17 protein-coding genes and 2 tRNA genes are annotated in these 25,798 nt (G+C 68.9%); 10 read left to right on the top strand and 9 right to left on the bottom strand.

Annotated elements, in window-relative coordinates:
- Positions 1-410: 410 nt before the first annotated feature.
- The 6 genes from tig (at position 411) to BpN12_RS26385 (ending at position 7,218) form a co-directional block, all read left to right on the top strand.
- Positions 411-1,757 (top strand): trigger factor, encoded by a 1,347-nt coding sequence (tig, locus tag BpN12_RS26410; protein ID WP_246798017.1) that lies wholly within the window; start codon positions 411-413, stop codon positions 1,755-1,757.
- A 135-nt stretch (positions 1,758-1,892) separates the two neighbouring features.
- Positions 1,893-2,546: an ATP-dependent Clp endopeptidase proteolytic subunit ClpP gene (gene clpP / locus BpN12_RS26405; protein ID WP_015875394.1), complete on the top strand. Its 654-nt coding sequence runs from the start codon at positions 1,893-1,895 to the stop codon at positions 2,544-2,546.
- A gap of 155 nt (positions 2,547-2,701) precedes the next feature.
- The gene (gene clpX, locus BpN12_RS26400; protein ID WP_246795162.1) at positions 2,702-3,973 is read left to right on the top strand and encodes an ATP-dependent Clp protease ATP-binding subunit ClpX; all 1,272 of its coding nucleotides are present in this window, start codon (positions 2,702-2,704) and stop codon (positions 3,971-3,973) included.
- 198 nt (positions 3,974-4,171) lie between these two features.
- A complete protein-coding gene (gene lon / locus BpN12_RS26395) occupies positions 4,172-6,589 on the top strand; it encodes an endopeptidase La (RefSeq protein ID WP_198251875.1) in 2,418 nt (805 codons plus the stop codon).
- Positions 6,590-6,800: 211 nt separating this feature from the next.
- The gene (locus BpN12_RS26390; protein WP_246795161.1) at positions 6,801-7,073 is read left to right on the top strand and encodes an HU family DNA-binding protein; all 273 of its coding nucleotides are present in this window, start codon (positions 6,801-6,803) and stop codon (positions 7,071-7,073) included.
- Positions 7,074-7,142: 69 nt separating this feature from the next.
- A tRNA-Val gene (locus BpN12_RS26385) sits at positions 7,143-7,218 on the top strand.
- A gap of 141 nt (positions 7,219-7,359) precedes the next feature.
- Here the strand turns inward: BpN12_RS26385 and BpN12_RS26380 are convergent.
- The 5 genes from BpN12_RS26380 to BpN12_RS26360 form a co-directional block, all read right to left on the bottom strand.
- On the bottom strand, positions 7,360-8,031 hold the full coding sequence (locus BpN12_RS26380) for an alpha/beta hydrolase (protein WP_246795160.1): 672 nt from the start codon (positions 8,029-8,031) through the stop codon (positions 7,360-7,362).
- 145 nt (positions 8,032-8,176) lie between these two features.
- Positions 8,177-9,376, bottom strand: a complete 1,200-nt coding sequence (locus BpN12_RS26375; protein ID WP_246795159.1) for an aminotransferase class V-fold PLP-dependent enzyme — start codon at positions 9,374-9,376, stop codon at positions 8,177-8,179.
- Complete coding sequence (locus BpN12_RS26370) at positions 9,373-9,885, bottom strand: RidA family protein (protein ID WP_246795158.1); 513 nt, start codon at positions 9,883-9,885, stop codon at positions 9,373-9,375. The genes BpN12_RS26375 and BpN12_RS26370 overlap by 4 nt, the downstream gene beginning before the upstream one ends.
- A gap of 62 nt (positions 9,886-9,947) precedes the next feature.
- The gene (gene gcvA, locus BpN12_RS26365) at positions 9,948-10,946 is read right to left on the bottom strand and encodes a transcriptional regulator GcvA (protein ID WP_246795157.1); all 999 of its coding nucleotides are present in this window, start codon (positions 10,944-10,946) and stop codon (positions 9,948-9,950) included.
- 217 nt (positions 10,947-11,163) lie between these two features.
- Complete coding sequence (locus BpN12_RS26360) at positions 11,164-12,096, bottom strand: LysR family transcriptional regulator (RefSeq protein WP_246795156.1); 933 nt, start codon at positions 12,094-12,096, stop codon at positions 11,164-11,166.
- A gap of 264 nt (positions 12,097-12,360) precedes the next feature.
- On the opposite strand from BpN12_RS26360, the gene BpN12_RS26355 reads away from it, so the two are divergent.
- Positions 12,361-12,437, top strand: a tRNA-Asp gene (locus BpN12_RS26355).
- A 451-nt stretch (positions 12,438-12,888) separates the two neighbouring features.
- Complete coding sequence (locus BpN12_RS26350) at positions 12,889-14,838, top strand: SurA N-terminal domain-containing protein (RefSeq protein WP_246795155.1); 1,950 nt, start codon at positions 12,889-12,891, stop codon at positions 14,836-14,838.
- A 142-nt stretch (positions 14,839-14,980) separates the two neighbouring features.
- Here BpN12_RS26350 and BpN12_RS26345 read toward each other — a convergent pair whose 3' ends face one another.
- Entirely contained in the window at positions 14,981-15,676 is a 696-nt protein-coding gene (locus BpN12_RS26345) for an arylesterase (RefSeq protein WP_246795154.1), read from the bottom strand.
- On the opposite strand from BpN12_RS26345, the gene BpN12_RS26340 reads away from it, so the two are divergent.
- Positions 15,666-16,391: an ABC transporter ATP-binding protein gene (locus BpN12_RS26340; RefSeq protein WP_246795153.1), complete on the top strand. Its 726-nt coding sequence runs from the start codon at positions 15,666-15,668 to the stop codon at positions 16,389-16,391. The genes BpN12_RS26345 and BpN12_RS26340 overlap by 11 nt on opposite strands.
- A gap of 133 nt (positions 16,392-16,524) precedes the next feature.
- On the opposite strand, the gene pgi is transcribed toward BpN12_RS26340, so the two are convergent.
- The 3 genes from pgi to BpN12_RS26325 all read right to left on the bottom strand — a co-directional run bounded on the left by pgi (position 16,525) and on the right by BpN12_RS26325 (position 21,241).
- A complete protein-coding gene (pgi, locus tag BpN12_RS26335) occupies positions 16,525-18,147 on the bottom strand; it encodes a glucose-6-phosphate isomerase (RefSeq protein ID WP_246795152.1) in 1,623 nt (540 codons plus the stop codon).
- A 129-nt stretch (positions 18,148-18,276) separates the two neighbouring features.
- On the bottom strand, positions 18,277-19,881 hold the full coding sequence (locus BpN12_RS26330) for an NAD(P)H-hydrate dehydratase (protein WP_246795151.1): 1,605 nt from the start codon (positions 19,879-19,881) through the stop codon (positions 18,277-18,279).
- A 55-nt stretch (positions 19,882-19,936) separates the two neighbouring features.
- Positions 19,937-21,241, bottom strand: a complete 1,305-nt coding sequence (locus BpN12_RS26325) for an FAD-dependent oxidoreductase (protein WP_246795150.1) — start codon at positions 21,239-21,241, stop codon at positions 19,937-19,939.
- Between the two features lie 355 nt (positions 21,242-21,596).
- Here BpN12_RS26325 and purL point away from each other — a divergent pair, with 355 nt between their 5' ends.
- On the top strand, positions 21,597-25,664 hold the full coding sequence (gene purL, locus BpN12_RS26320) for a phosphoribosylformylglycinamidine synthase (protein WP_246798016.1): 4,068 nt from the start codon (positions 21,597-21,599) through the stop codon (positions 25,662-25,664).
- Positions 25,665-25,798 lie beyond the last annotated feature (134 nt).

Here is a 25,798-nt window from a genome sequence, read left to right as displayed (position 1 = left end):
CGCATGCGCGACGGCGAGATGCGAGCTTAACAGGCCCGTGGCGGCTGGCGAATAGGCAATGCGGTATGGCCGGGATCGCGGCGCGCCGCGAACCGGGCGGGTGGGGATGAGCGGGCGGCATGCGGGGTTGCATGCGGGGCTGGGCGCCGGGTTCGACGCGCAGGCAGGCGAGCGCGGGCGCGAGCCGCTGGATGATGCCGCGCGATCTGGCAGTATGGCGACAATAGTTTGCTAGAATAGTCGATTCTTCCGGCCAAAGCCGTGCTTTTCAAGCCGCAGGCGCCGCGCTCCGCAACCGGCGGCGCTCGCGCCGAACGTATGGGAACGGCGGCGCGCGACGCACCGGCGTCGTGAGGCAGGCACGGCAAGGAAAACCGATTCGCTCGAATAATTTTAGGACGATTGAAGCCATGGCTAACGTTGTTGAAAACCTCGGCAAGCTCGAACGCCGTGTGACGATTTCCCTGCCGAAGGAAGTCGTGCAGAAGGAGATCGACGCCCGTATCCAGAAACTCGCGAAGAACGTGCGCATGCCGGGTTTCCGCCCGGGCAAGGTGCCGCTCAAGATGGTCGCGCAACAATACGCGGGCCAGGTCGAGGCAGAAGTGCTGAGCGACAAGATCGGCCAGGAATTCTTCGAAGTCAGCCGCGCGGAAAGCCTGCGCGTGGCGGGGCAGCCGAGCTTTGCGCCGAAGCAGGACGCCGCGGCCGACGCTTACGCGTTCGACGCGACGTTCGAGGTTTACCCGGAGGTCAAGATCGGTGATCTGGCCACGGCTGAAGTCGAGCGCTCGACCACCACCATCAGCGAAGCCGAAATCGACCGCACGCTCGACATCCTGCGCAAGCAGCGCGTGCATTTCCACGCGCGCGGCGAAGGCGGCGAGCATGGCGACGGCGGCGCGGAGCAGGCTGCCCAGAACGGCGACCGCGTGACGGTGGACTTCGTCGGCAAGATCGACGACGTCGCATTCCAGGGCGGCACGGCCGAAGACTTCCCGTTCGTGCTCGGCGAAGGCCGGATGCTGCCGGAATTCGAACAGGCCGCACTGGGCCTGAAGGTCGGCGAGGCACGCGAATTCGACCTGACGTTCCCCGAGGATTATCACGGCAAGGATGTCGCCGGCAAGACCGCGAAGTTCACGGTCACGATGAAGAAGGTCGAATGGCCGCATCTGCCGGAAATCGACGCCGAATTCGCGAAGACGCTCGGCATCGAAGATGGCGATCTGGCCAAGATGCGCGGCGAGATCAAGGAAAACCTCGAGCGTGAAGCGAAGCGCCGCACGCAGTCGCTGGTGAAGAACCAGGTGATGGACGCGGTCCTGAAGATTTCCGAACTCGACGTGCCGAACGCGCTCGTCGCGCAGGATCAGGAGCGCCTCGTCGAAATGGCGCGCCAGGACCTCGCGCAGCGCGGCGTGCCGAACGCGGCCACCGCGCCGATTCCGGTCGAGATGTTCAAGGAGCAGGCCGAGCGCCGCGTCAAGCTGGGCCTCGTGATCGCCGAGCTGGTGAAGGCCAACGGCCTCGAGGCGAAGCCCGAGCAGATCCGTGCCGAAGTCGACGAGTTTGCGAAGAGCTACGAAGACCCGAAGGAAGTGGTCCGCTGGTATTATTCGAACCAGCAGCGCCTGGCCGAAATGGAAGCGTTCGTCGTTGAGAGCAACGTCGTCGACTTCGTGCTCGGCAAGGCGAAGGTGACGGACAAGGAAGTGAGCTTCGAGGCACTGGCAAGCGCATCGGCGCAGGCTTAAGCGTCGTTTCAGCGGCGTGCCGGCTGTCGGAGCGACGGCCCGCACGCCGTTTTTGCGTCGGTGTCCGGGCGGCCGGCGGATTCGCGCCGGCGGCGCTTCCCCCGTTCAACATTCATTTCGGACAAGGCTCATTGCATGATCAATCGCGCTGAATTGCTGGACACGCTGGCTTCCCATGCACCGCAGGATTTCGAGACGAAGGCGCTCGGGCTGGTGCCGATCGTCGTCGAGACGAGCGGTCGCGGCGAGCGTTCCTACGACATCTACTCGCGCCTGCTGAAGGAGCGGATCGTGTTCATGGTCGGCGAAGTGAACGACCAGACCGCGAACCTCGTGGTGGCCCAGTTGCTGTTCCTCGAGAGCGAGAATCCGGACAAGGACATCAGCCTCTACATCAACAGCCCGGGCGGTTCGGTCTCCGCGGGCCTCGCGATCTACGACACGATGCAGTTCATCAAGCCGGACGTGTCGACGCTCTGCATGGGCCTCGCGGCCAGCATGGGCGCGTTCCTGCTGTCGTCGGGCGCGAAGGGCAAGCGCTACGCGCTGCCGAACGCGCGCGTGATGATTCACCAGCCGCTTGGCGGCGCGCGCGGCCAGGCCTCGGACATCGAGATCCAGGCGCGCGAGATCCTGTATCTGCGCGAACGCCTGAACAAGATCCTGGCCGAGAATACGGGCCAGGATGTCGAGCGCATCGCACGCGACACGGATCGTGATAATTTCATGTCCAGCGACGATGCGAAGGCGTATGGCCTGATCGATCACGTATCGGCGAAGCGTCCGTAATGAAGCAAACGGGGTGCCGCCCCAATGGGAGCGGTGCCCGCGCCCCGAGCATCTGCGGCTAGACCAGCACGGCCGGCCAATACCCATGTCGATGTCATGGGCGGCCGGCCAGACGGCGTATCATGTAACTCGTGTGTCCGGAGGCTCATACATCCATGGCGGACAAAAAAGGTTCGAACAGCGAAAAGCTGTTGTATTGCTCGTTCTGCGGGAAAAGCCAGCATGAGGTGAAAAAACTCATCGCCGGCCCGTCGGTGTTCATCTGCGATGAATGCATCGACCTCTGCAACGAGATCATTCGCGACGAAGCAGCCGCATCCGGGGTCGAAGCCAGTCTGTCGAAATCGGACTTGCCGAGCCCGCAGGAAATCCGCGAAATCCTCGATCAGTACGTGATCGGCCAGGAGCGCGCGAAGAAGATCCTCGCGGTGGCCGTCTACAACCATTACAAGCGTCTCAAGCATCTCGACAAGAAGGACGAGGTCGAGCTCTCGAAGAGCAACATCCTGCTGATCGGCCCGACCGGCTCCGGCAAGACGCTGCTCGCGCAGACGCTGGCACGGCTGCTGAACGTGCCGTTCGTGATCGCCGACGCGACCACGCTGACGGAAGCCGGCTACGTCGGCGAGGACGTCGAGAACATCATCCAGAAGCTGCTGCAGAACTGCAACTACGAAGTCGAGAAGGCGCAGCGCGGCATCGTCTACATCGATGAGATCGACAAGATCAGCCGCAAGTCGGACAACCCGTCGATCACGCGCGACGTGTCGGGCGAGGGCGTGCAGCAGGCGCTGCTCAAGCTCGTCGAGGGCACGATGGCGTCGGTGCCGCCGCAGGGCGGGCGCAAGCATCCGAACCAGGATTTCATCCAGGTCGACACCACCAACATCCTGTTCATCTGCGGCGGCGCGTTCGACGGGCTCGAGAAGGTCATCACGGATCGCACCGAGAAGACCGGCATCGGCTTCGGCGCGACGGTGAAGAGCAAGCAGGAACGCGATTCGGGCGAGGTGCTGCGCGAGGTCGAGCCGGAAGACCTGATCAAATTCGGGTTGATTCCCGAGCTGATCGGCCGGCTGCCGGTGGTCGCCACGCTCGGCAAGCTCGACGAAATCGCGCTGATGAAGATCCTGGTCGAGCCGAAGAACGCGCTCGTCAAGCAGTACCAGAAGCTGTTCGCGATGGAGCGGGTCGAACTCGAACTGCGTCCGGACGCGCTGCAGGCGGTGGCCCGCAAGGCGATCCGCCGCAAGACCGGTGCGCGTGGGCTGCGTTCGATCATCGAACAGGCGTTGCTCGACGTGATGTACGAATTGCCGACGCTGAAGGGCGTGAGCAAGGTGATCATCGACGACAACGTGATCGACGGCGACGGCAAGCCACTGCTGATCTACGAAGACGCCCCGAAAGTGGCGGGTTCGAATTGAGCGGCTTGACTGTCTGAAGGAGCAAAAAAGCCGTTCATGGCGTCATGAGCGGCTTTTTTCGTTTAGTCTTGTGGGTAACACTGACTTCCCGTTTCACGGCGAATTTTTTACCGAATATTTCCCACGCGCTGAAGGCTTGCAATCTGCTGTGCCGGCCTCAATTACCGAACAATTGATTCCACTCATGGGGAAATGAAAATGTCAGGCACCCAACTTCTCCCGCCGGAACGCATTACGCTCCCGTTGCTGCCGCTGCGGGATGTCGTCGTTTTCCCGCATATGGTGATCCCGCTCTTCGTGGGGCGGCCGAAATCGATCAAGGCGCTCGAAGCCGCGATGGAAGGCGGCAAGCACATCATGCTCGTCGCGCAGAAGACCGCCGCGAAGGACGAGCCGACCGAAAAGGACATGTACGAGGTTGGCTGCATCGCCAACATCCTGCAGATGCTGAAGCTGCCGGACGGCACCGTGAAGGTGCTGGTCGAGGGCCTGCAGCGCGCCCAGGCGCTGTCGATCGAGGAACAGGAAACCCAGTTCTCGTGCGAAGTGCTGCCGCTCGAACCGGACCATGCCGACAGCGCCGAAACGGAAGCACTGCGCCGCGCAATCGTGTCGCAGTTCGACCAGTACGTGAAGCTGAACAAGAAGATCCCGCCGGAGATCCTGACCTCGCTGTCGGGCATCGACGAGGCCGGGCGTCTGGCCGACACGATCGCGGCGCACCTGCCGCTCAAGCTCGACCAGAAGCAGCACATCCTCGAGATGTTTCCGGTGATCGAGCGCCTCGAGCACCTGCTCGCGCAGCTCGAAGCCGAGATCGACATCCTGCAGGTCGAGAAGCGCATCCGCGGGCGCGTCAAGCGCCAGATGGAGAAGAGCCAGCGCGAGTACTACCTGAACGAACAGGTCAAGGCGATCCAGAAGGAACTGGGCGAGGGCGAGGAAGGCGCCGATCTCGAGGAGCTCGAGAAGCGCATCAACGCCGCGCGCATGCCGAAGGAAGCCAAGAAGAAGGCCGACGCCGAGCTCAAGAAGCTCAAGCTGATGTCGCCGATGTCGGCCGAGGCCACCGTCGTGCGCAACTACATCGACACGCTGATCGGCCTGCCGTGGCGCAAGAAGAGCAAGGTCAACAACGACCTGTCGAACGCCGAGCAGGTGCTCGACGAGGATCACTACGGCCTCGAGAAGGTCAAGGAACGGATCCTCGAGTATCTCGCGGTGCAACAGCGCGTCGACAAGGTCAAGGCGCCGATCCTGTGCCTCGTCGGGCCCCCGGGCGTCGGCAAGACCTCGCTCGGCCAGTCGATCGCCCGCGCGACGAACCGCAAGTTCGTGCGCATGGCGTTGGGCGGCGTGCGTGACGAGGCCGAGATCCGCGGCCACCGCCGCACCTACATCGGCTCGATGCCGGGCAAGATCCTGCAGAGCCTGACCAAGGTCGGCGTGCGCAATCCGCTCTTCCTGCTCGACGAAGTCGACAAGATGGGCATGGATTTCCGCGGCGATCCGTCGTCGGCGCTGCTCGAAGTGCTCGATCCGGAACAGAACCACACGTTCGCCGATCACTACGTCGAGGTCGATTTCGACCTGTCCGACGTGATGTTCGTGGCCACGTCGAATTCGCTGAACATCCCGCCGCCGCTGCTCGACCGGATGGAAGTGATCCGCCTGTCCGGCTATACGGAAGACGAGAAGGTCAGCATCGCCCAGCGTTACCTGCTGCCGAAGCAGAAGAAGAACAACGGGCTCAAGGACGGCGAGATCGAGGTGGCCGAAGAGGCGATCCGCGACATCATCCGCTATTACACGCGTGAAGCCGGCGTGCGCTCGCTCGAACGCGAAGTGTCGAAGATCTGCCGCAAGGTCGTGAAGATGCTGCTGCTGAAGAAGGCAGCCAGCCCGGTCAAGGTCGACGCGGGCAACCTCGACACGTTCCTCGGCGTGCGCAAGTACGACTTCGGCCTTGCCGCGAAGGAGAACCAGGTCGGTCAGGTCACCGGTCTCGCGTGGACGGAAGTCGGCGGCGACCTGCTGACGATCGAAGCCGCCGTGATGCCGGGCAAGGGCAACGTGATCCGCACCGGTTCGCTCGGCGACGTGATGAAGGAATCGGTCGAGGCCGCGCGCTCGGTGGTGCGTTCGCGCTCGCGTCGTCTCGGCGTGAAGGACGAGGCGTTCGAGAAGCAGGATATCCACATCCACGTGCCGGAAGGCGCGACGCCGAAGGACGGTCCGTCCGCCGGCATCGCGATGACGACGGCGCTGGTGTCGGTGCTGACGGGCATTCCGGTGCGTGCCGATGTCGCCATGACGGGGGAGATCACGCTGCGCGGCGAAGTACTGCCGATCGGCGGGCTGAAGGAGAAGCTGCTCGCGGCGCATCGCGGCGGCATCAAGCTCGTGCTGATTCCGGAAGAGAACGTGAAGGATCTCGCCGACATCCCGGATAACGTGAAGAACGCGATCGAGATCGTGCCGGTCCGCTGGATCGACAAGGTGCTCGAGCTGGCGCTCGAACGCGTGCCCGACGCGCTGCCGGAAGAGGAAGCCAAGGCCGCGGCCCCGGTTGCCGAAGCGGCCAAGGACGCTTCGACGGAAGTCGTCAAGCACTGATCCGAACCCGTTTCGGAACCGAACCCGCGGCCTGTCCGCGGGTTTTTTTTACCCGTCGGCGTAGGATTTCGCCGAGCATTGCGTTGCCTCATCCGTATCACTTGACATGACCGTTTCGGCTTCATTTAATGATCGACCCGGCGTGAACCGGGCGACGGCCGGCACGGGGCGGCTGTCCTGAGACTGAACCACTCACGGAAGGGGACGGCAGATGAACAAGACGGATTTGATCGACCACATTGCACGCGAAGCGGATTTATCGAAGGCATCGGCGGGACGTGCGCTCGACGCACTGATCGGCGGTGTGATGCAGGCGCTCGAAGGCGGCGGCAGCGTGACGCTGGCGGGCTTCGGCACGTTCGAGGTCGGCGAACGGATCGCGCGCAATGGGCGCAATCCGCAAACCGGCGAAACGATCCGGATCGAGGCAGCACGCGTCGCGAAATTCAGGGCTGGTAAAGCGCTGAAGGATGCATTAAACTAGCCGGCTCGCTGCCTGATGGGTGTCACGTCATTGGACGGGACCGCGTATCAGGCAGGCGGCAAGCGAAGCGGGTGCTTAGCTCAGTTGGTAGAGCGGCGCCCTTACAAGGCGTAGGTCGGGAGTTCGAGCCTCTCAGCACCCACCATTCCGCTTCGCAGGGTGCACGGAGTTCGGCTCCGAAGCCGCCTGAACGAAATCCCGAAACCCGCATGGCCGATGGCCCTGCGGGTTTTTTCTTGCCTGCGTTCCTTGATTGGCGACTGGTTCGGCGCCATGGTCCGCGACGTCAGACGAGCCGCTCGAGCAGCCACGCGCGCAGCGCGACGACCTCCTCCATGCAGGTCGAGTGCGGCATCGGATAGGCGTGCCAGTCCACCTTGCATCCCCGATCGAGCGCGAAATCGCGAGCGGCTTCACCGAGCTGCGGCGGCAGTACGTCGTCGAAGCTGCCGTGCGCGGCGAAGATCGGCGTGTCGCGGTTGGCCGCCTGGAAATCGCGTGCGATCAGCGCCGGCGACGGCAGGTAGCCGGACAGCACGATCAGCCCGGCCAGCGCGTCCGGATGCGTGAGGCCCACGGTCCACGTCATCGCGCCGCCCTGCGAGAAGCCGGCCACGAAGATCCGCGAGGTCGGGATGCCGCGGTTGTTCTGCGCCGCGATCAGCGCGCGGATCGTCTCGCGCGATGCCTCGATGCCCGCTTCGTCGACCTCGCGGTTCAGGCCGCCGTTGAACGACAGGATGTCGTACCAGGCGCGCATCACGTAGCCGTTGTTGGCGGTGACGGGCATCTCCGGCGCGTTCGGGAACACGAAGCGCACGCCGGGCGCGTCGGCCAGGCGCAATTCGGGGATCAGCGGCACGAAGTCGTTGGCATCGGCGCCGAGGCCGTGCATGAGGATCACCGCGTAGCGGGGATCGGCGGCGGTTTCGATTTCGAGGGTGTCGACGGGGCGCATGGTCGTTCCGTGGCGTAGGGAGAGAGCGGTGCCGCCATCGGACGGCACCGCGCGAGAGCCTAACGCTAACACCGGCGCGGCGCCACCGTGAAGTGCGTCGTTGTCGTCATCAATGCAGATGCCAATGCCGCCCGGCGCCGGTTGATCACGCGTGCCGGATCGCGTCGAGTCCTGCCAGCAGCGTGTCGATCTCGCCCTCGGTGGTCAGGTAGCTGACCGAGGCGCGCGCGACTTCGCGCAGGCCGCGCGCCTCCATGTCGAGCGGTGTGTAGTCGAGCCCGTTGCTGGCGATCGAAATCTGCTTTTCCGCGAGCCGGCGTCGCACCTCGGCCGGCTCGATGCCGGCCACCTCGAACGACACCAGTCCGGAGCGTTCCGCGCCGAGGTCCAGTACGCTGACGCCGGGCAGCGCCGCGAGCCGCTCGCGCAGCGTCGTGGCGACCGCGTCGATGCTCGCGCGGATCACGTCGATGCCGAGCGTCAGCGCCTCGTCGAGCGCGTTCGCGAGGCCGCAGCGCAGCGCATAGGCCGTGTCGCCGGTCTCGAAGCGCGCGGCGTCGCGGCGCAGCACCGGGTTGCCGTCGGCGTCGAACGGCGCGGACCAGACGTCGACGAACGACGGCGTCAGGCGCGGCAGGAAATCCTGCCGGATGTAGAGCAGGCCGGTGCCGCGCGGCCCGCGCAGCGCCTTGCGGCCGGTGCCGACCAGCACGTCGGCGCCCAGCTCGGCGACGTCGATCGGCAACTGGCCGACCGTCTGCGCCGCGTCGACGAAATACGGGATGCCGTGACGGCGCGCGATGCGCCCGATCGCGGCGGCCGGGTTGATCAGGCCGCCGTTGGCCGGCATCCAGGTCAGCACGATCAGCCGCACGCGCTCGTCGAGCAGCGCGGCCAGCGCCTCGGGGTCGGCCGCGCCCGTCGCGTCGCACGGAATCGTCTCGATCGACACGCCGTCGCGCTGTGCCGCGATGCGCAGCGTGGCGAGATTGCTGCCCCATTCCTGTCGCGCGACGAGAATCCGGTCGCCGGCGCGCCAGCGGCCCAGCGCATCGAACGCGAGGCCCCAGCCGTGCGTGCTGCTGGTGGTCAGCGCGATCTCGGCGGGCTGCGCGTTGAGCAGGCGCGCGGCGAGCCCGCGGGCACGCTCGCTCTGCTCGACGCCGGCCGCGCCGGCTTCCATCGGCCCCATCGCGGCTTCACGCGTGAGCTGCGTCTGGACGGCCTCCAGCGTGCGGGCCGACGGCAGCGAGGCGCCGCCGTGGTTGAAGTGGGTGGTGTGGGCGATGCCCGGCGTGGCGGCGCGCAGCGCATCGACGGCGGCGGGAGACAGGGCGGAAGTCATGAGCGGTCCTTGTGAGGGGCGTTCGGTTCGGGTGACGAGGAGGCGGCCAGCGCGATGACGGCGTCCACCTCGATCGCGACCCCGGCGGGCAGCGACGCGACGCCGACCGCGCTGCGCACGTGGCGGCCGGCCTCGCCGAAGACCTCGACGACGAGATCGGAGGCGCCGTTGGCGACCAGCGGATGGCGATCGAAATCGGGTGTACACGCAACGAATACGTTCAGCCGCACGATGCGGGCGACGCGTGCCAGCTGGTCGTCGGTGGCGGCGGCGATCTGCGCGATCACGCCGAGCGCGGCCAGCCGCGCCGCCTCGACGCCTTCCTCGATCGAGAGCGTGCTGCCGAGCCGCCCGAGGCAGGCGGGCTGGCCGTCGCGGCGCGAGATCTGCCCGGCGACGTGCAGCAGGTCGCCGTGCCGCACGAACGGCAGGTAGTTCGCGACGGCGGGCGGCGCGGACGGGAGCGTGAGGCCGAGGGCCGCGACGCGGCCGGAGATCGTTGAAGTCATGATGGTTTGGCGTTCGTGATTCGGGATCTCCGATGCTAGTTGCCGCGTCGTCCGGCGACCAATCAATCTTTGCCGGCCACGCATGAGCCGGATTCATGCGTCGCGATGGTGGTGGCGACTTCGTCTTGCGTCGTGGCGCCGTCGGGCGCATCGAGCGTGTCGAGTGAATCGCGCGCGGCGGCGGCGACGAGCCAGTCGATGAACGCCGCTGCGGCCTCGCCCGGCCGGCGCCGCGGCGTGACGAGCCACCAGCCGATCTCGGGGTGGTCCTGCACGAGGCCGGGCAGCGGCCGCACCAGCGCGCCCCTCGCCAGCTGGCGCGCGATCAGCCGATGACGGCCGATGGCGACGCCTTGTCCCGCGATCGCGGCTTCCACGACGATGTTGTAGTCATGCAGCTGGACCCGCTTCGTGTTGCCGAGGTCGAGGCCCGCGTGCGCGGCCCACGCGTCCCATTCGAAGGTGGTCTGCGAGTACGAACTCAGCAGCGGGAAGCGCAACAGCTCGCGCGGCGTGTGGGGCAGCGGCCCGCTCGCGAGCAGCGCCGGCGCGCAGACGGGCGCAAGCCGCTCGGGCATCAGTTTGCGTGCCTCGACGTCGGGCCAGCCGCCGCGGCCGTAGCGGATCGCGAGATCGATCTCGCCGGCGCCGAGATCGGCGAGCGCGATCGACGAGCGCAGCTGCAGGTCGATCTGCGGATGGGCGGCCGAGAAGGCCGCGAGGCGCGGCGCTAGCCAGTGCGTCGCGAACGAGGCCAGGACGCCGACGCTGAGCGTGGTCCGTCCCGGCGCGCGGCCGCGCAATTCCTCGGTGCCGAGCCGCAGCAGCGTGAACGCGTCGTGGACCCTCGCGTAATAGGCGTGGCCCTCGGGCGTCAGCTCGACGCCCCGCGCGCGCCGGTCGAATAGCGCCACGCCGAGATCCGTCTCCAGCTTGTGGATCTGATGGCTGACGGCGCCCTGCGTGACGAACAGTTCCTGGGCGGCCAGGCTGAAGCTGAGCCGCCGCGCGGCGGCTTCGAACGCGCGCAGGGACAGCAGGGGCGGCAAGGGGCGGGGCATGCGGCGCGTCTCGGAGCAGGCGGAAAGCTTCGACCATAGCGAGGTTCCGCCTCGTCGGCAATCGCGTTCGTGGTGTACGCCGCGCGGCAGGGGCCGCCGTCTGCCTGATTTCGGGTTGCGGCGCGGCTGTGACCGGGGGCGCTGCGTGCGATGGCGAAGCGTTGCGGGGCAGACGGGCGGCTTGCTCGCCGCACTCCGTTGCGCCGCCGGCCTGCGCTTACCGAGCGCGCCCGCCCTCGGGCCGCTGCCCCAGATGCGCGAGCGACTCGCGCAGGCGCGGCACCGCGAAGTCGATGAAGCTGCGCAGCTTCAGCGGCATCAGGTTGCGCGATACGTGAATCACGTGGACGGGCACCGGCTCGACCTCGTACTCGGACAGGACGATGTCGAGCAGGCCGGCGCGCACCGCGTGATCGACGTCGTGCTCGAGCAGCAGCGTCGCGCCGATGCCCTGCACGGCCGCGTCGGCCGCGGAGTCGGGCGCCGAGACGTGCAGGCGCGGGTCGACCGCGAGGCTCGTCAGGTCGTCGGTGCCCGGCCTGCGAAACCGCCACGGGGACAGGTAGGGACTGTTGAAGACCACGCAGGGCAGGCGCGCGAGATCGTCGGGCGTGCGCGGCACGCCATGGCGCGCGAGCAGCGCGGGGCTCGCGCAGACGACGGCCCGCAGCGCGCCGACGCGCGTCGCCACCAGGCTGCTGTCGGGCAGCCGGCCGATCCGGACCGCGGCGTCGGCATGCGCGTCGATCAGATCGACGTTGCGGTCCGACTGCAGCAGCCGGACCTTGATCTCGGGGAACTGCGCGAGGAACGCGTTGACGACCGGCAGCACGTGCTGCCGCCCGAACTGCACGGGCGTGGCGATCACCAGCTCGCCGCGCGGCATCGTGAATTCGCCGCTGGCCTCGCGCTCCTGTTCGTGGACCTGGTCGAGGATACGGCGCGCGGCCGCCACGTAGGCGAGGCCGGTATCGGTCAGCGTCAGCTTGCGCGTGGTGCGGATCAGCAGGCGTGTGCCGAGCCGGGTCTCGAGATCGCTCACCTTGCGCGTGAGCGTGGAAACGGGGATATGCAGGTCGCGCGCCGCCGCAGAGAGGCTGCCTTTCTCGACGGCGGACAGCAGCATCGACATGGCTTCGAGTCGATCCAAGATCGGGGGTCCGTCAACGGGGGAACACGGATCGGATTGTAATCGCGCAGGGGAAGGCGGATGTGCGATGCCGGCGCCGGTTTTTTCGGGGGGCGTGGGGAGGGTGCGGGAGCTGGGGCCGCATCGTTCATCGATCGGACGCAATGTGGTTGCGCGGTGCCGGTATTCAGGGCACAATCTCGCTCCGTTGCGGGTTTTGGCCGCGACGCAGCGACCGGAGCCGAGAACATTCACGGGCTCGTGGTTCGCTGGCAGCACCGATCTGGAGCGGTAGTTCAGTTGGTTAGAATACCGGCCTGTCACGCCGGGGGTCGCGGGTTCGAGTCCCGTCCGCTCCGCCAGTTTTGAAAAAATGCCCGCGCCAGCGGGTATTTTTTCGTCTGTATGCGGAGTGGAGGAAGCCGCCTGCGCGGCTTCCGGCGGGAGTCGAAGGGTTGCGCATGTATGCGCAACCGCGGCCCGCGGAATGTGGGCGAGTCCCGTCCGCTCCGCCAGTTTTAAGAAAATGCCCGCGCCAGCGGGTATTTTTTCGTCCGTATGCGGAGTGGAGGAAGCCGCCTGCGCGGCTTCCGGCGGGAGTCGAAGGGTTGCGCATGCATGCGCAACCGCGGCCCGCGGAATGTGGGCGAGTCCCGTCCGCTCCTGTCCGGTAACGGCAGTACACCATCCCCACCCACCGGCTCCCGTCACCGGCGCATCCGAAGCGAAGGTCGGTCCGTCGCGGCCCGTTTCGCCTATTTTTCACTCCGCTGATGTAATATCAGCCGTTTTGTCCAGCCACTTTCGCTCCGCATGCTCGATTTCTTCCGCAATCACCAGCGCTTGATGATGTTCCTCCTGCTCCTGATCGTGCTGCCGGGGCTCGGGTTCGTCGGGGTTCAGGGTTTCCGCGACTTCTTCGATGACAGCGCGAACGTGGCATCGGTCGACGGGCGCAAGATCACGCGCGCCGAATTCGACGGCGCCTACCGCCAGCAGATCGACCAGGCGCGCCAGGCGCTCGGCGCCAAGTACGACGCCAAGGTGATCGACACGCCGGAGCGCCGCCAGCAGCTGCTCGACGGCATGATCGAGCAGCGCGCGCTGACCGACGAGGTGCGCCGCCTGCACCTGACGGCCTCCGACGCCGCGGTGCGCGAGGCGCTGCTCAGCAACCCGCTGGTCGCCGCGATGCGCAAGCCGGACGGCTCGATCGACGCCGAGCGCTACACGCAGCTGCTGGCGATGCAGGGCATGACGCCGGACCAGTATCAGGAAAGCATTCGCTACCAGCTCACGCAGCAGCAGTTGCCGAGCAACCTGATCAACAGCGCGTTCACGCCGAAAAGCGTCGCGCAGGGCCTGACCGATCTCGCGCAGCAGCAGCGTGAAATCCAGGCGCTGGTGCTGAAGCCGGCCGACTACGCCGCGAAGGTGCAGCCGACCGACGCGCAGATCTCGGCCTACTACGACGCGCACAAGCAGGCGTTCGCGACGCCCGAGACGGCCATCATCCAGTACCTCGTGTTCACGCCGGTCACGGCCGCGGCCTCGACCACGCCGCCCACCGACGCGGACCTCCGCAAGTACTACGACGAGAACACCGCGCGCTATCGCAGCGAAGCGCAGGTACGCGTGAGCCACATCTTCATCGCCGCCGCGCGCGGCGCGAGCGCGGCCGACAAGGCCGCCGCGAAGGCCAAGGCCGACCAGCTGCTGGCCGACGTGACGGCGCATCCGGACCAGTTCGCGCAGATCGCCGAGAAGAACTCGCAGGACGCACCGTCGGCGGCCAAGGGCGGCGACCTCGGCTACGTCACGCGCGGCTCGACGGCGGGCGGCCCGGCGTTCGACGACGCGGCCTTCGCGCTGAAGCCGGGCGAGGTCAGCAAGGTGGTCGAATCGGATCTCGGCTATCACATCCTGAAAGCGACCGACGTGAAGCCGGCCGTCGTCAAGCCGTTCGACGAGGTCAAGGAGTCGATCGCGGCGGAACTGAAGCAGCAGTACGCGGCCAAGGCGTTCTCGGACAACTCGGAAGGCTTCACGTCGAGTGTCTACGAGAAGGCCAAGAGCCTGCAGCCGACCGCCGACAAGTACAAGCTGACGATCCAGACCGCCACCGTCACGCCGCAGCCGAATCCGGCGCTGGCGCCCGACAGCCCGCTCAACAACGCGAAGTTCCTGAGCGCCGTGTTCGCGGCCGACTCGGTGAAGAACGGCAACAACACGCAGGCGATCGACGTCGGCAACAACACGCTGATCGCCGCGCACGTGATGAGCGACAAGCCGGCCGCGGTGCCGCCGCTCGACACGATCAAGGACGCCGTGCGCCAGAAGTTCATCGCCGACGAGAGCGCGAAGCTCGCCAAGCAGGACGGCACGGCGAAGCTCGCGGCGCTGCAGAAGTCGAAGGCGACCGACGGCTTCCTGCCGACCGAGAAGATCTCGCGCACGCAGACGCTCGGCCTGCCGCCGGACGCGGTCGCGGCGGTCTACAAGGTCGATCCGAAGTCACTGCCGGCCTACGTCGGCGTCGATCTCGGCACGAACGGCGGCTATGCGATCTTCCGCGTGAACGCGATCGTCGCGCCGGCGCCGTCCGATCCGCAGCAGCTCGCGGCGGCCCAGCAGCAGCTCGCGCAGGTCTATGCGCAAAGCGAGAGCGAAGCGTTCATGAAGGCGCTGCGCGAGCGTGCCAAGGTCAAGCTGTACGGCTCGGTGGCCGACAGTAACAGCAACAGCAACAGCGACGACAACTGATCGGCCCGCCACGCAGCCGCGTGGCGCCGTCCGCAACGACTGGCGGCAACCAGCAATGAAAACAGCCCCGCTCGATGCCGAGCGGGGCTGTTTGCTTATGGGGCCGCGGCCCGCCGCGTCGCGTGGTGCGTTCGATCGAGGTTCAGTGCGCCCCGGCGCCGAGCAGCGGCCGCACCACCGGCCAGACGTTGTCGAGCAGCTTCGGCTGCGCTTGCTGGACCGGATGGTTCTGGTCTTCCTGGAACAGCTCCGGGCGGTTCTCGATGCCGGCCAGCAGGAACGGCACCAGCGGCAGGTGCAGCTCCTTCGCGAGCGCGCCGTACATCGCGTGGAACTTCTGCGTGTAGTCGAGGCCGTAGTTCGGCGGCACGTACATGCCGATCAGCACGACCTTCGCGTTCGCCTGCCGGGCCCCGGCCACGATCGCGCGCAGGTTCTGCTCGGTGGTGGCGAGCGGCACGCCGCGCAGCGCGTCGTTCGCGCCGAGCTCGACGATCACGATCGCGGGCTTGAGCCGCGCGAGCAGGGCGGGCAGGCGGGCGCGCCCGTCGCTGGTGGTGTCGCCGCTGACGCTTGCGTTCGCAACGCTATAATCGATTCGCTGGCTGGCGATGCGGGCCCGCATCAGGGCGACCCAGCCGGTATCGCGGGGCAGGCCGTATTCGGCCGAGAGGCTGTCGCCGAGCACGACGATGGCCGGTTTGGTGGCCATGCCCGTGGCGCTCGCCGCCGGTACCGGGCCGGCTGCATGGGCGGGCGGCGCGCCGAGCCAGGCGGTGGCGGCCAGCGCGATCACGACGGCGCGTGCGCCGTTTTTCCAGAAACGAATGTGCTTCATGCTCATCAAGATGACGGATCCGATCATTGAAGTTCGACAAGTCTCGAAGCGCGTCGCCGATGCGGCCGGCGAACTGACGATTCTCGACGGCATCGACCTGGCCGTGCAGGCGGGCAGCAGCGTCGCGATCGTCGGCGCGTCGGGCTCGGGCAAGTCGACGCTGCTCGGCCTGCTTGCCGGGTTGGACAGCGCGACCGACGGCACGGTTCGCCTGCTCGGCCGCGAACTGAACGGGCTCGGCGAGGACGAACGCGCGGCGCTGCGCAGCGGCGCGGTCGGTTTCGTGTTCCAGTCGTTCCAGCTGATGCCGCACCTGACGGCGCTCGAGAACGTGATGCTGCCGCTCGAACTGCGCGGCGGCATCACGGCGCGCGGGGCGGCCGAACGCGCGCGGCGCCTGCTCGAACGCGTCGGTCTCGGCGCACGCACCGGCCACTATCCGAAGCTGCTGTCGGGCGGCGAGCAGCAGCGCGTCGCGCTCGCGCGCGCGTTCGTCACCGACCCGGCCGTGCTGTTCGCCGACGAGCCGACCGGCAGCCTCGACGCCGCCACCGGCCACGCCGTGATCGACCTGATGTTCGAGCTGAACCGCGCGCAGGGCGCCACGCTGGTACTGGTCACGCACGACGCGGCGCTCGCGCGCCGCTGCGACACCACCATCACGCTCGACGGCGGCCGCATCGTGGCCGACCAGACCGAGCGCAGCGCGAGCTGAGCGCGATGCATCGCGCCTGACGACTTACGCCTCACGACGGTGGCGAACGGCGCCACCGAACCACGCAACGCAATCACGCAACGACGAAACAAAACGGCCGGTGATCCGGCCGTTGTGGTTCCCTGCGCGCCGCTCAGCGCTTGAGCGCCGCGCGTGCCCGTGCGATCAGCGCCGAGGTCGACGAATCGTGCTTGCCCGCATCCACGCTCGCGGCGGTCAGGTCGGCCTCGACCACCTTGCCGAGAATCTTGCCGAGCTCCACGCCCCACTGGTCGAACGGGTTGATGTTCCAGACCGAGGCCTGCACCAGCACCTTGTGTTCGTAGAGCGCGATCAGCGCGCCGAGCGAGCGCGCCGTGAGCGCCTCGACGAGGATCGTCGAGGTCGGCCGGTTGCCGGGGAACGTCAGGTGCGGCGCGAGTTCGGGCTTGTCCGGGCCGGCGATCTTGCGCGCTTCCTCGAGCGTGCGGCCGAGCATCAGCGCCTCGCTCTGCGCGAAACAGTTCGCGAGCAGCTTCGGATGATGGCTCGCCAGCGCGTGCTCGGGCGTGAGCACCGCGATGAAGTCGATCGGCACGATCGTCGGGCCCTGGTGCAGCATCTGGAAGAACGCGTGCTGGCCGTTGGTGCCGGGCTCGCCCCAGGTCACGGCCGAGGTCGGGTAGTCGACGAACGCGCCGTCGAGCCGCGCCGACTTGCCGTTGCTCTCCATTTCGAGCTGCTGCAGGTACGAGGGCAGGAAGTGCAGCGCCTCGGAATACGGCGCCACCAGGTAGCTCTGCGAGCCGAAGAAGTTGCGATACCAGATGCCGATCAGGCCGAGCAGCACCGGCAGGTTCGAGTCGAGCGGCGCCTCGCGGAAGTGCGTGTCCATCTCGTTCGCGCCGGCCAGCAGCTCGTCGAACTGCTGTGGCCCGATCGCGATCATGATCGACAGGCCCACCGCCGACCACAGCGAGTAGCGGCCGCCGACCCAGTCCCACATCTCGAACACGTTGTGGGCGTCGATGCCGAACTTCACCACTTCCTCGGGGTTCGCCGAGACGCCCACGAAGTGCTTCGCGAGCGCGTTCTCGGGGCAGCCGTGGGCGGTCAGCCAGTCGCGCGCCGAGCGCGCGTTGGTCATCGTTTCGAGCGTCGTGAAGGTCTTCGACACGACGATCACGAGCGTTTCCTCGGGATGGCAGAATTCGAGCGCGCGCGACAGGTCGGCGCCGTCCACGTTCGAGACGAACGCGCACGACAGCTCGCGCGTGGCGAGGTGGTCGAGCGCGTGGACCACCATCTTCGGCCCGAGATCGGAGCCGCCGATGCCGATGTTGATCACGTGGCGGATCCGCTTGCCGGTGTAGCCGGTCCAGCGACCGTCGCGCACCTGCTCGGCGAAGGCGGCCATCTTCCTGCGTTCGGCCAGCACCTGCGCGTGGAACGGCGCGTCGGGCGCGCTCGCGCGCAGCGCGGTGTGCAGCGCGGCGCGGCCTTCGGTCGGGTTCACCACCTCGCCGGCGAACATCGCGTCGCGGCGCGCCTCGACGCCGGCCTCGCGCGCGAGCTGCACGAGCAGCGCCAGCGTGGCGTCGGTGATGCGGTTCTTCGAGAAGTCGATCGCGAGGCCGCCGCCGCCGAACGTGAAGCGTTCGGCGCGCGTCGGGGCCGGATCGTTGCCGGCGGCGAACCAGTCGCGCAGCTGCGCGTCGCGGATCTCGTCGTAGTGCGATTGGAGGGCAGGCCAAGCGGGGAGCGAATTCAGCGTCATATCGGTTCTGGCGAAACTAGCGTGACTCGGGGGCGAGGACGGTGTCGCGACCGGCGCCGGGCGCCGGCGGACCGCGGAAACCGCGCGCGAGATGTCTCGGATCGGGCGCGGGGAATCAGTATAGCGGCGTCAAACGGCGGACGACATGACGCGCGAATAAAAGTGCCGGTTCACTAGGCGCCGCACCGCGCCGGCCAGTTCGCCGGCGGCGAGGCCGGCCGGGCCGTCGCCGAGCGCGGTCAGGCAGTCGGCCGCGAGGCCGTGCAGGTAGACGCCGCCAAGCGCAGCCTCGTAGGCGGGGATGCGCTGCGCGAGGAACGCGGCGATCAGGCCGCCGAGTACGTCGCCGGTGCCGCCGGTGGCGAGCGCCGCGTTGCCGGTCGGATTGACGGCGACGCGTCCGTCGGGATGGGCAATCATCGTGCCCGAACCCTTCAGCACGGCGATCGCCGCATAGCGCGTGGCCAGCCCGCGCGCGGCGGCGAGCCGGTCGGCCTGGACCGCCCGCGTGTCGCTGCCGAGCAGGCGCGCCGCTTCGAGCGGATGCGGCGTCAGGATCGACGCGGCGCCGCGCGCGCCGCGTGCCGTGAGCGCCGAGGCGAGGCCGGCGTCGCCGGCAACGAGGTTCAGCGCGTCGGCGTCCACCACGACCGGCAGGTCGAGCGCGAGCATCGCGCGCAGCGTGTCGCCTGAGCGCTCGCGCGTGCCGAGCCCGCAGCCGATGCCGATCGCGCTGAGCCCGTCGGTCGGCAGCGTTTGCGCCGGATGCAGCATCAGCTCGGGGAACGGCGGATCGTAGGGCGGCGCGTCCTCGCCGATGAAGCCGACGTGGACCTTGCCGGCGCCCGCGTGCAGCGCGGCGCGCGCGGCCAGGATCGGCGCGCCGCACATGCCGGTGTCGCCGCCGACGATCGCGACGCTGCCGAAGCTGCCCTTGTGCGAGGCCGACGCGCGTGCGGGCCAGTGCGGCGCGAACAGCGCGGCGGCGTTCAGCGTGGCCGAGGCGCGGGCCGGCGCGTCGAGCGTCTCGATCGCGATCTCGCCGGCGTGGTCGCGGCCCTCGCCGAGGTAGAGGCCCGGCTTCGCGGCGAGGAACGACAGTGTGTGGGTGGCGAGTACCGCCGGGCCGTCGCCGACGCGCGCGCCGCTGTCGGCGTCGATGCCGCTCGGCATGTCGAGCGCGAGCACGCGGCCATGGGTGCGGGCGCGCGCCGAGAGCGCCGCCGCGAGCCTCGCGAACGGGCCGTCGAGCGCTCTCGCGAGGCCGATCCCGAACAGCCCGTCGACGAGCCAGCCGTAGCCGTCGAACGCGGCCGGCGGCTCGGCCGAGATCGGCACGCCGGCCTCGCGCGCGAGCGCGAGCGCCCAGCGCGCGTCCTCGGGTTTCGGTTCGATCGGCAGGCAGACCTCCACCTGCACGCCGAGCCGCAGCAGCTCGGCGGCGGCCACCAGCGCGTCGCCGCCGTTGTTGCCGGGGCCGGCGGCGAGCCAGACCGGGCGCGCGTCGGGTTCGGCGCGCGCGGCGAGCCAGCGCGCGGCGGCGGCGCCGGCCCGCGCCATCAGCGTGTGCGGCGGCAGTACATCGGGTGGTTGCAGCGCGGCGGCTTCGGCCGCGCGCAGGTCGGCGACGGTGGCGAGCGGCAGCGGCTGGTGCGCGAGCGGCGCGGCGAACGGATCGGCGGGCGGCCCGGACGGGGAGGGCGAGGCAGCGGTGAGCGTGGCGAGCGGCGTCATGGCGGAGGGCCGCCGGGGCGCGGCGGCCGGGTCGATGCGCCGCCCGCGGGCGGCGTCAGGTGGCGAAGCGATCCACGTGGAGCGCGGCGAGCGTATCGGCCGGCACATGGTGCTCGCTGCCGCCGACGTAATCGGTCACCACTTTAGCAGAGCCGCAGGCAAGGCCCCAGCCGGCCGGCCCGTGGCCGAGATTGACGAACACGCGCGGATGGCGGGTCGGGCCGACCACCGGCAGGCCGTCCGGCGAGAGCAGCCGCAGGCCCTGCCACGGCAGCGCGGCCGAGATCTTCGCCGCGCCGGGAATCCAGTCGTGGGTGGCCTGGCCGAGCAGCGCGAGCGCGCTTTCGCCGAGCGCCTCGGGCAGCGGCTGCGCCGTGTCCTTGTCGCTTTGCAGCACCGGCGCGCCGCAGATGCGCACGCGCTGGTGCATGCGCGTCATGGTGATGCGCTTGATCGAATCGACCACGGTCAGGTGCGGCGCGTGTTCCTCGTAGGCGAGCGGCGCGGTCAGCGCGTTGACGCGCACCGGGCGCAGCGGCAGCGTCACGCCGAGCCGTTCGAGCAGCGGCACGCTGCCGGTGCCGGCGGCGATCACGATCGCGTCGGCCGAGATCACGTCCACTTCCTTGCCGCGCGCGCCGAGCCGGTCGCCGGGCTCGGGCGCGAGATCGACGGCCGCGCGGTTCGCCTCGACGCGGATCGCCGTGACGGCGCGGCCGAAGCGGAACTGCACGCCGTGCTCGTCGAGCGTCTGCTTGACGAGCTTCGCGAAGAGGGGACAGTTCGCGGTGCGCTCGTATTCGAGCAGCACGCCGCCCGCGAACGGCGGATCGGTCGGCACCGAATGTTCGAGCGCCGCGCATTCCCGGGCCGACAGCAGCTGGTGCGGCACCTCGTTGGCGCGCAGCAGGTCGAGCGCGGGCTGGGCCTGCGCCCATTCCTGGCGGTCGCGGATCACGTGCAGCACGCCGGCGCGCTGCTCGAACTCGAGCGCGAAGCGCCGCTCGATGTCGGCGATCGCCTCGCGCGACAGGTCGACGAGCGGCTTCAGGCGCGCGTACTGCGCGGTGAAGGCCGCGGGCTCGCGCAGCGTCGCGAGCTCGCGCGTGAACTGGCGCAGCGCGCGGTTCAGGCCCGGCTTGTAGACCACGCCGCTCTTGAGCGCGCGCCGGTGATGCATGAAGGTCGGGCCGAACCAGACATCGAGCGGGGTCGGCAGCACGAGGCCGCCATGGCCGTAGGTCGCGCCCTGGGCGACGGTCGCGTGGCGCTCGACCACGCAGACGCGGTGGCCGGCGGCACGCAACTGGTAGGCGGTGGCGACGCCGCCGATACCGCCGCCAATGACGATGACATCCATGGTGTGCTTCGATGACGGGCCGCGCGGCGCGGCCCGGGTCTGGTCGTTCGTGACGGGCCGTGTGGCGCCCGGTGAACCGCGAATGATAGCGCCAAACCGGGCCGGCGCGGATTCCGGGCGCCGCGCCGGGGTGCCCGCGGTCGACGCCGGCGGCCGGGTGCGGGCCGTCGCGGCCGGGCGCGGCGGGGAGCGCGGCAGAGGCGCGGCAGGGGCGCGGCGCGGGCCTGCCGGCGTCGACGGCACCCGCGCGCGCTGCGCCCGGCGCCTTCGGCGGTCGCACTTCCGGGTATAATTACGGCCTTCCTTTCGCCCCAATGTCGCCGTTTCGCGCGACTCATCGATGTCCGTCCAGCCCATGGCTCACTTCTCGTGTTTTCCCGGCGCCGCCGCCCTGTCCGATTTCCGCCAGACCCGCCTGCTCGACGTGCTCAAGCAGATCGACGGCGACATCGTCGCGGTGCGTGGTCAGTACCTGCACTTCGTCAACGCGTCCGACGCGCTGTCGGCCGATGACGCGGCGCGCATCGACGCGCTGATGCACTACGGCGCGCCGTTCGAGCCCGCCGCCGAGAAGGGCGCGACCGAGACCTTCATCGTGCTGCCGCGGCTCGGCACGGTCTCGCCGTGGGCCAGCAAGGCGACCGACATCGCGCTGCACTGCGGGCTTGCCGCGGTGCGCCGCATCGAGCGCGGCGTCGAGTTCACGGTCACGCTGAAGGCGGGCCTGCTCGGCCTGGGCGGCAAGAAGGCGCTGTCGGCCGAGGCGCGCGCGGCGGTGGCCGCGGCGCTGCACGACCGCATGACGGAGAGCGTGGTGGCCGCGCGCGAGGACGCGCATCACCTGTTCGACGAGCTGCCGGCCCGGCCGCTCGGCCGCGTCGACGTGCTGGCGAACGGCCGCGCCGCGCTCGAGACGGCCAACGTCGAGCTGGGCCTCGCGCTCGCCGACGACGAGATCGACTACCTGGTGGACGCGTTCACGAAGCTGGAGCGCAACCCGACCGACGTCGAGCTGATGATGTTCGCGCAGGCCAACAGCGAGCACTGCCGCCACAAGATCTTCAACGCCGACTGGACCATCGACGGCGCGAAGCAGGACATGTCGCTGTTCGCGATGATCCGCAACACCGAGAAGCTGAGCCCGCAGGGCACCATCGTCGCGTACTCGGACAACTCCTCGATCATGCGCGGCGCGCCGGCCGAGCGCTGGTTCCCGCGCGGCGCCGGCACCGACGGCCAGCCGGCCGAGCAGTACGGCCGCCACGTCGAGCTGACCCATACGCTGATGAAGGTCGAGACGCACAACCACCCGACCGCGATCTCGCCGTTCGCCGGCGCCGCGACGGGCGCGGGCGGCGAGATCCGCGACGAAGGCGCGACCGGCCGCGGCGCGCGGCCGAAGGCCGGCCTGACCGGCTTCACGGTCTCGAACCTCGACCTGCCCGGCGCGCGCGAGGCCTGGGAAAACGCGCGCGACGCCGCGCAGCCGGTGGGCGAGCGCAACCCGGCCGACGCCCACGGGCCGTATGGCCGCCCCGAGCGGATCGCCTCGCCGCTGCAGATCATGATCGACGGCCCGCTCGGCGGCGCCGCGTTCAACAACGAATTCGGCCGGCCGAACCTGGGCGGCTACTTCCGCGTCTACGAGCAGAACGTCGGCGGCCAGGTGCGCGGCTATCACAAGCCGATCATGATCGCGGGCGGCATCGGCAACGTGTCCGACGCGCATACCCACAAGCACGACCTGCCGGCCGGCACGCTGCTGATCCAGATCGGCGGCCCCGGCATGCGGATCGGCATGGGCGGCGGCGCGGCCAGCTCGATGGCGACCGGCGCGAACACGGCCGAACTCGACTTCGACTCCGTGCAGCGCGGTAACCCCGAGATCGAGCGGCGCGCGCAGGAAGTCATCAACGGCTGCTGGCAGCTCGGCGAGGCCAACCCGATCCTGTCGATCCACGACGTCGGCGCGGGCGGCCTGTCGAACGCGTTCCCCGAACTCGTCGACGGCGCCGACAAGGGCGCGCGCTTCGAACTGCGCAAGATCCAGCTCGAGGAAAGCGGGCTGTCGCCGCGCGAGATCTGGTCGAACGAATCGCAGGAGCGCTATGTCCTCGCGATCGCGCCGGCCGACCTGCCGCGCTTCGAGGCGATCTGCACGCGCGAGCGTTGCCCGTTCGCCGTGATCGGCGTGGCCACCGAGGAACGCGAGCTGAAGCTCGTCGACGAACTGGCCGACGGCAGCGACGCGTTCCCGGTCGACATGCCGATGGACGTGCTGCTCGGCAAGCCGCCGAAGATGCACCGCGAGGTGACGCGCGTGGCGGTCGAGCGCGTGCCGGTGGACGTCACGAACGTGGTGCTGGCCGAGGCCGCCGTCAGCGTGCTGAAGCATCCGACCGTCGCCAGCAAGTCGTTCCTGATCACGATCGGCGACCGCTCGGTGGGCGGCACCTCGGTGCGCGACCAGATGGTCGGCCCGTGGCAGGTGCCGGTGGCCGATTGCGCGATCACCGCGCTCGACTACGCCGGCTTCGGCGGCGAGGCGATGACGATGGCCGAGCGCACGCCGCTCGCCGTGATCGACGCGCCGGCCTCGGGCCGCATGGCGGTCGGCGAGGCGATCACCAACATCGCCGCGGCGCCGATCGCCTCGCTCGACAAGCTCAAGCTCTCGGCGAACTGGATGGCCGCCTGCGGCACCGCCGGCGAGGACGCCGCGCTCTACGACACGGTCCGCGCGATCGGCATGGAGCTGTGCCCGGCACTCGGCATCGGCATCCCGGTCGGCAAGGATTCGCTGTCGATGAAGACCAAGTGGAGCGACGCAGGCGTGGCCAAGGAAGTGGTCGCGCCGGTCTCGCTGATCATCTCGGCGTTCGCGCCGGTCGAGGACGTGCGCCGCCACCTGACGCCGCAGCTGCGCCGCGTGGCCGATGCCGGCGACAGCGTGCTGATCCTGATCGACCTCGGCCGCGGCAGGAACCGCCTCGGCGGCAGCATCCTCGCGCAGGTCACGCAGCAGGTCGGCGACGCGGTGCCCGACGTCGACGACGCGCAGGACCTCAAGCGCTTCTTCGGCGCGATCCAGACGCTGAACGAGCAGGGCCGGCTGCTGGCCTACCACGACCGTTCGGACGGCGGCCTGTGGGCGACCGTCTGCGAAATGGCGTTCGCGGGCCACGCCGGCGTGTCGCTGAACGTCGACATGCTGACGCTCGACGCCAACGAATCGGACTACGGCGACGCCAAGGACTGGGCCAGGCAGACCAGCGGCCGCCGCGAGGACCGCACGATCCGCGCGCTCTTCAGCGAGGAACTCGGCGCCGTGGTGCAGGTGCGCGCGGCCGATCGCGACGCCGTGCTCGGCCTGCTGCGCGAGCACGGGCTGTCGACCTGCTCGCACGTGGTCGGCACCGTCAACGATCGCGACGTGATCGAGGTGTTCCGCGACGCGAAGAAGATCTACGACGCGCCGCGCGCCGAGCTGCATCGCGCCTGGGCCGAGGTTAGCTGGCGCATCGCGCGCCTGCGCGACAACCCGGCCTGCGCCGACGCCGAATACGACACGCTGCTCGACGCGGCCGATCCGGGCCTGCAGCCGGTGCTGACGTTCGACGCGGCCGACGACGTCGCCGCGCCGTTCATCGCCACCGGCGCGCGTCCGCGCGTGGCGATCCTGCGCGAGCAGGGCGTGAACTCGCATCTCGAGACCGCCTACGCGTTCGATCGCGCCGGCTTCGACGCGCACGACGTCCACATGAGCGACCTGCTGGCCGGCCGCGCCAACCTGGCCGATTTCGCCGGCGCGGTGGCCTGCGGCGGCTTCTCGTATGGCGACGTGCTCGGCGCCGGCGAGGGCTGGGCCAAGACGATCCGCTTCAACGCCCAGCTGGCCGAGATGTTCTCGACCTTCTTCGCGCGTGAGGACACCTTCGCGCTCGGCATCTGCAACGGCTGCCAGATGCTGTCGAGCCTCGCCTCGATGATCCCCGGCGCCGAAGCGTGGCCGAAGTTCACGCGCAACAAGTCCGAGCAGTTCGAGGCGCGCTTCTCGCTGGTCGAGGTGCAGCCTTCGCCGTCGATCTTCTTCGCCGGCATGGAAGGCTCGCGGATCCCGGTGGCGGTCGCGCACGGCGAAGGCTTCGCCGACTTCTCGCAGCAGGGCGACGCGAGCCGCGTCACCGTCGCGATGCGCTTCGTCGATCATCGCGGCCAGGCCACCGAACGCTATCCGTTCAACCCGAACGGCTCGCCCGCCGGGATCACCTCGGTGAGCACCGCCGACGGCCGTTTCACCGTGCTGATGCCGCACATGGAGCGCGTGCATCGCACCGTGCAGATGAGCTGGCATCCGGAAGGCTGGAGCGACGAAGGTCCCTGGATGCGCGTGTTCCGCAACGCGCGCCGCTGGCTCGGCTAAGCCGCGCCGCATGCCCCGCCGCCGCGCGCATACCATCGCGCGCTGCGGCATAATCGGCTGGTTTGCATCGGCGGGCGCTCAAGAGGCGCCTGTTGTGGTGCGTATCGGCGCGTCTGGCCGGCCCCGCAAGCCGT

The sequence above is a fragment of the Burkholderia perseverans genome (assembly GCF_022870505.1).
Taxonomy (GTDB): Bacteria; Pseudomonadota; Gammaproteobacteria; order Burkholderiales; family Burkholderiaceae; genus Burkholderia; species Burkholderia plantarii.
The sequence above is the reverse complement of the archived record's forward strand: the minus strand, read 5'-3'. Positions and strand labels throughout refer to the sequence as shown.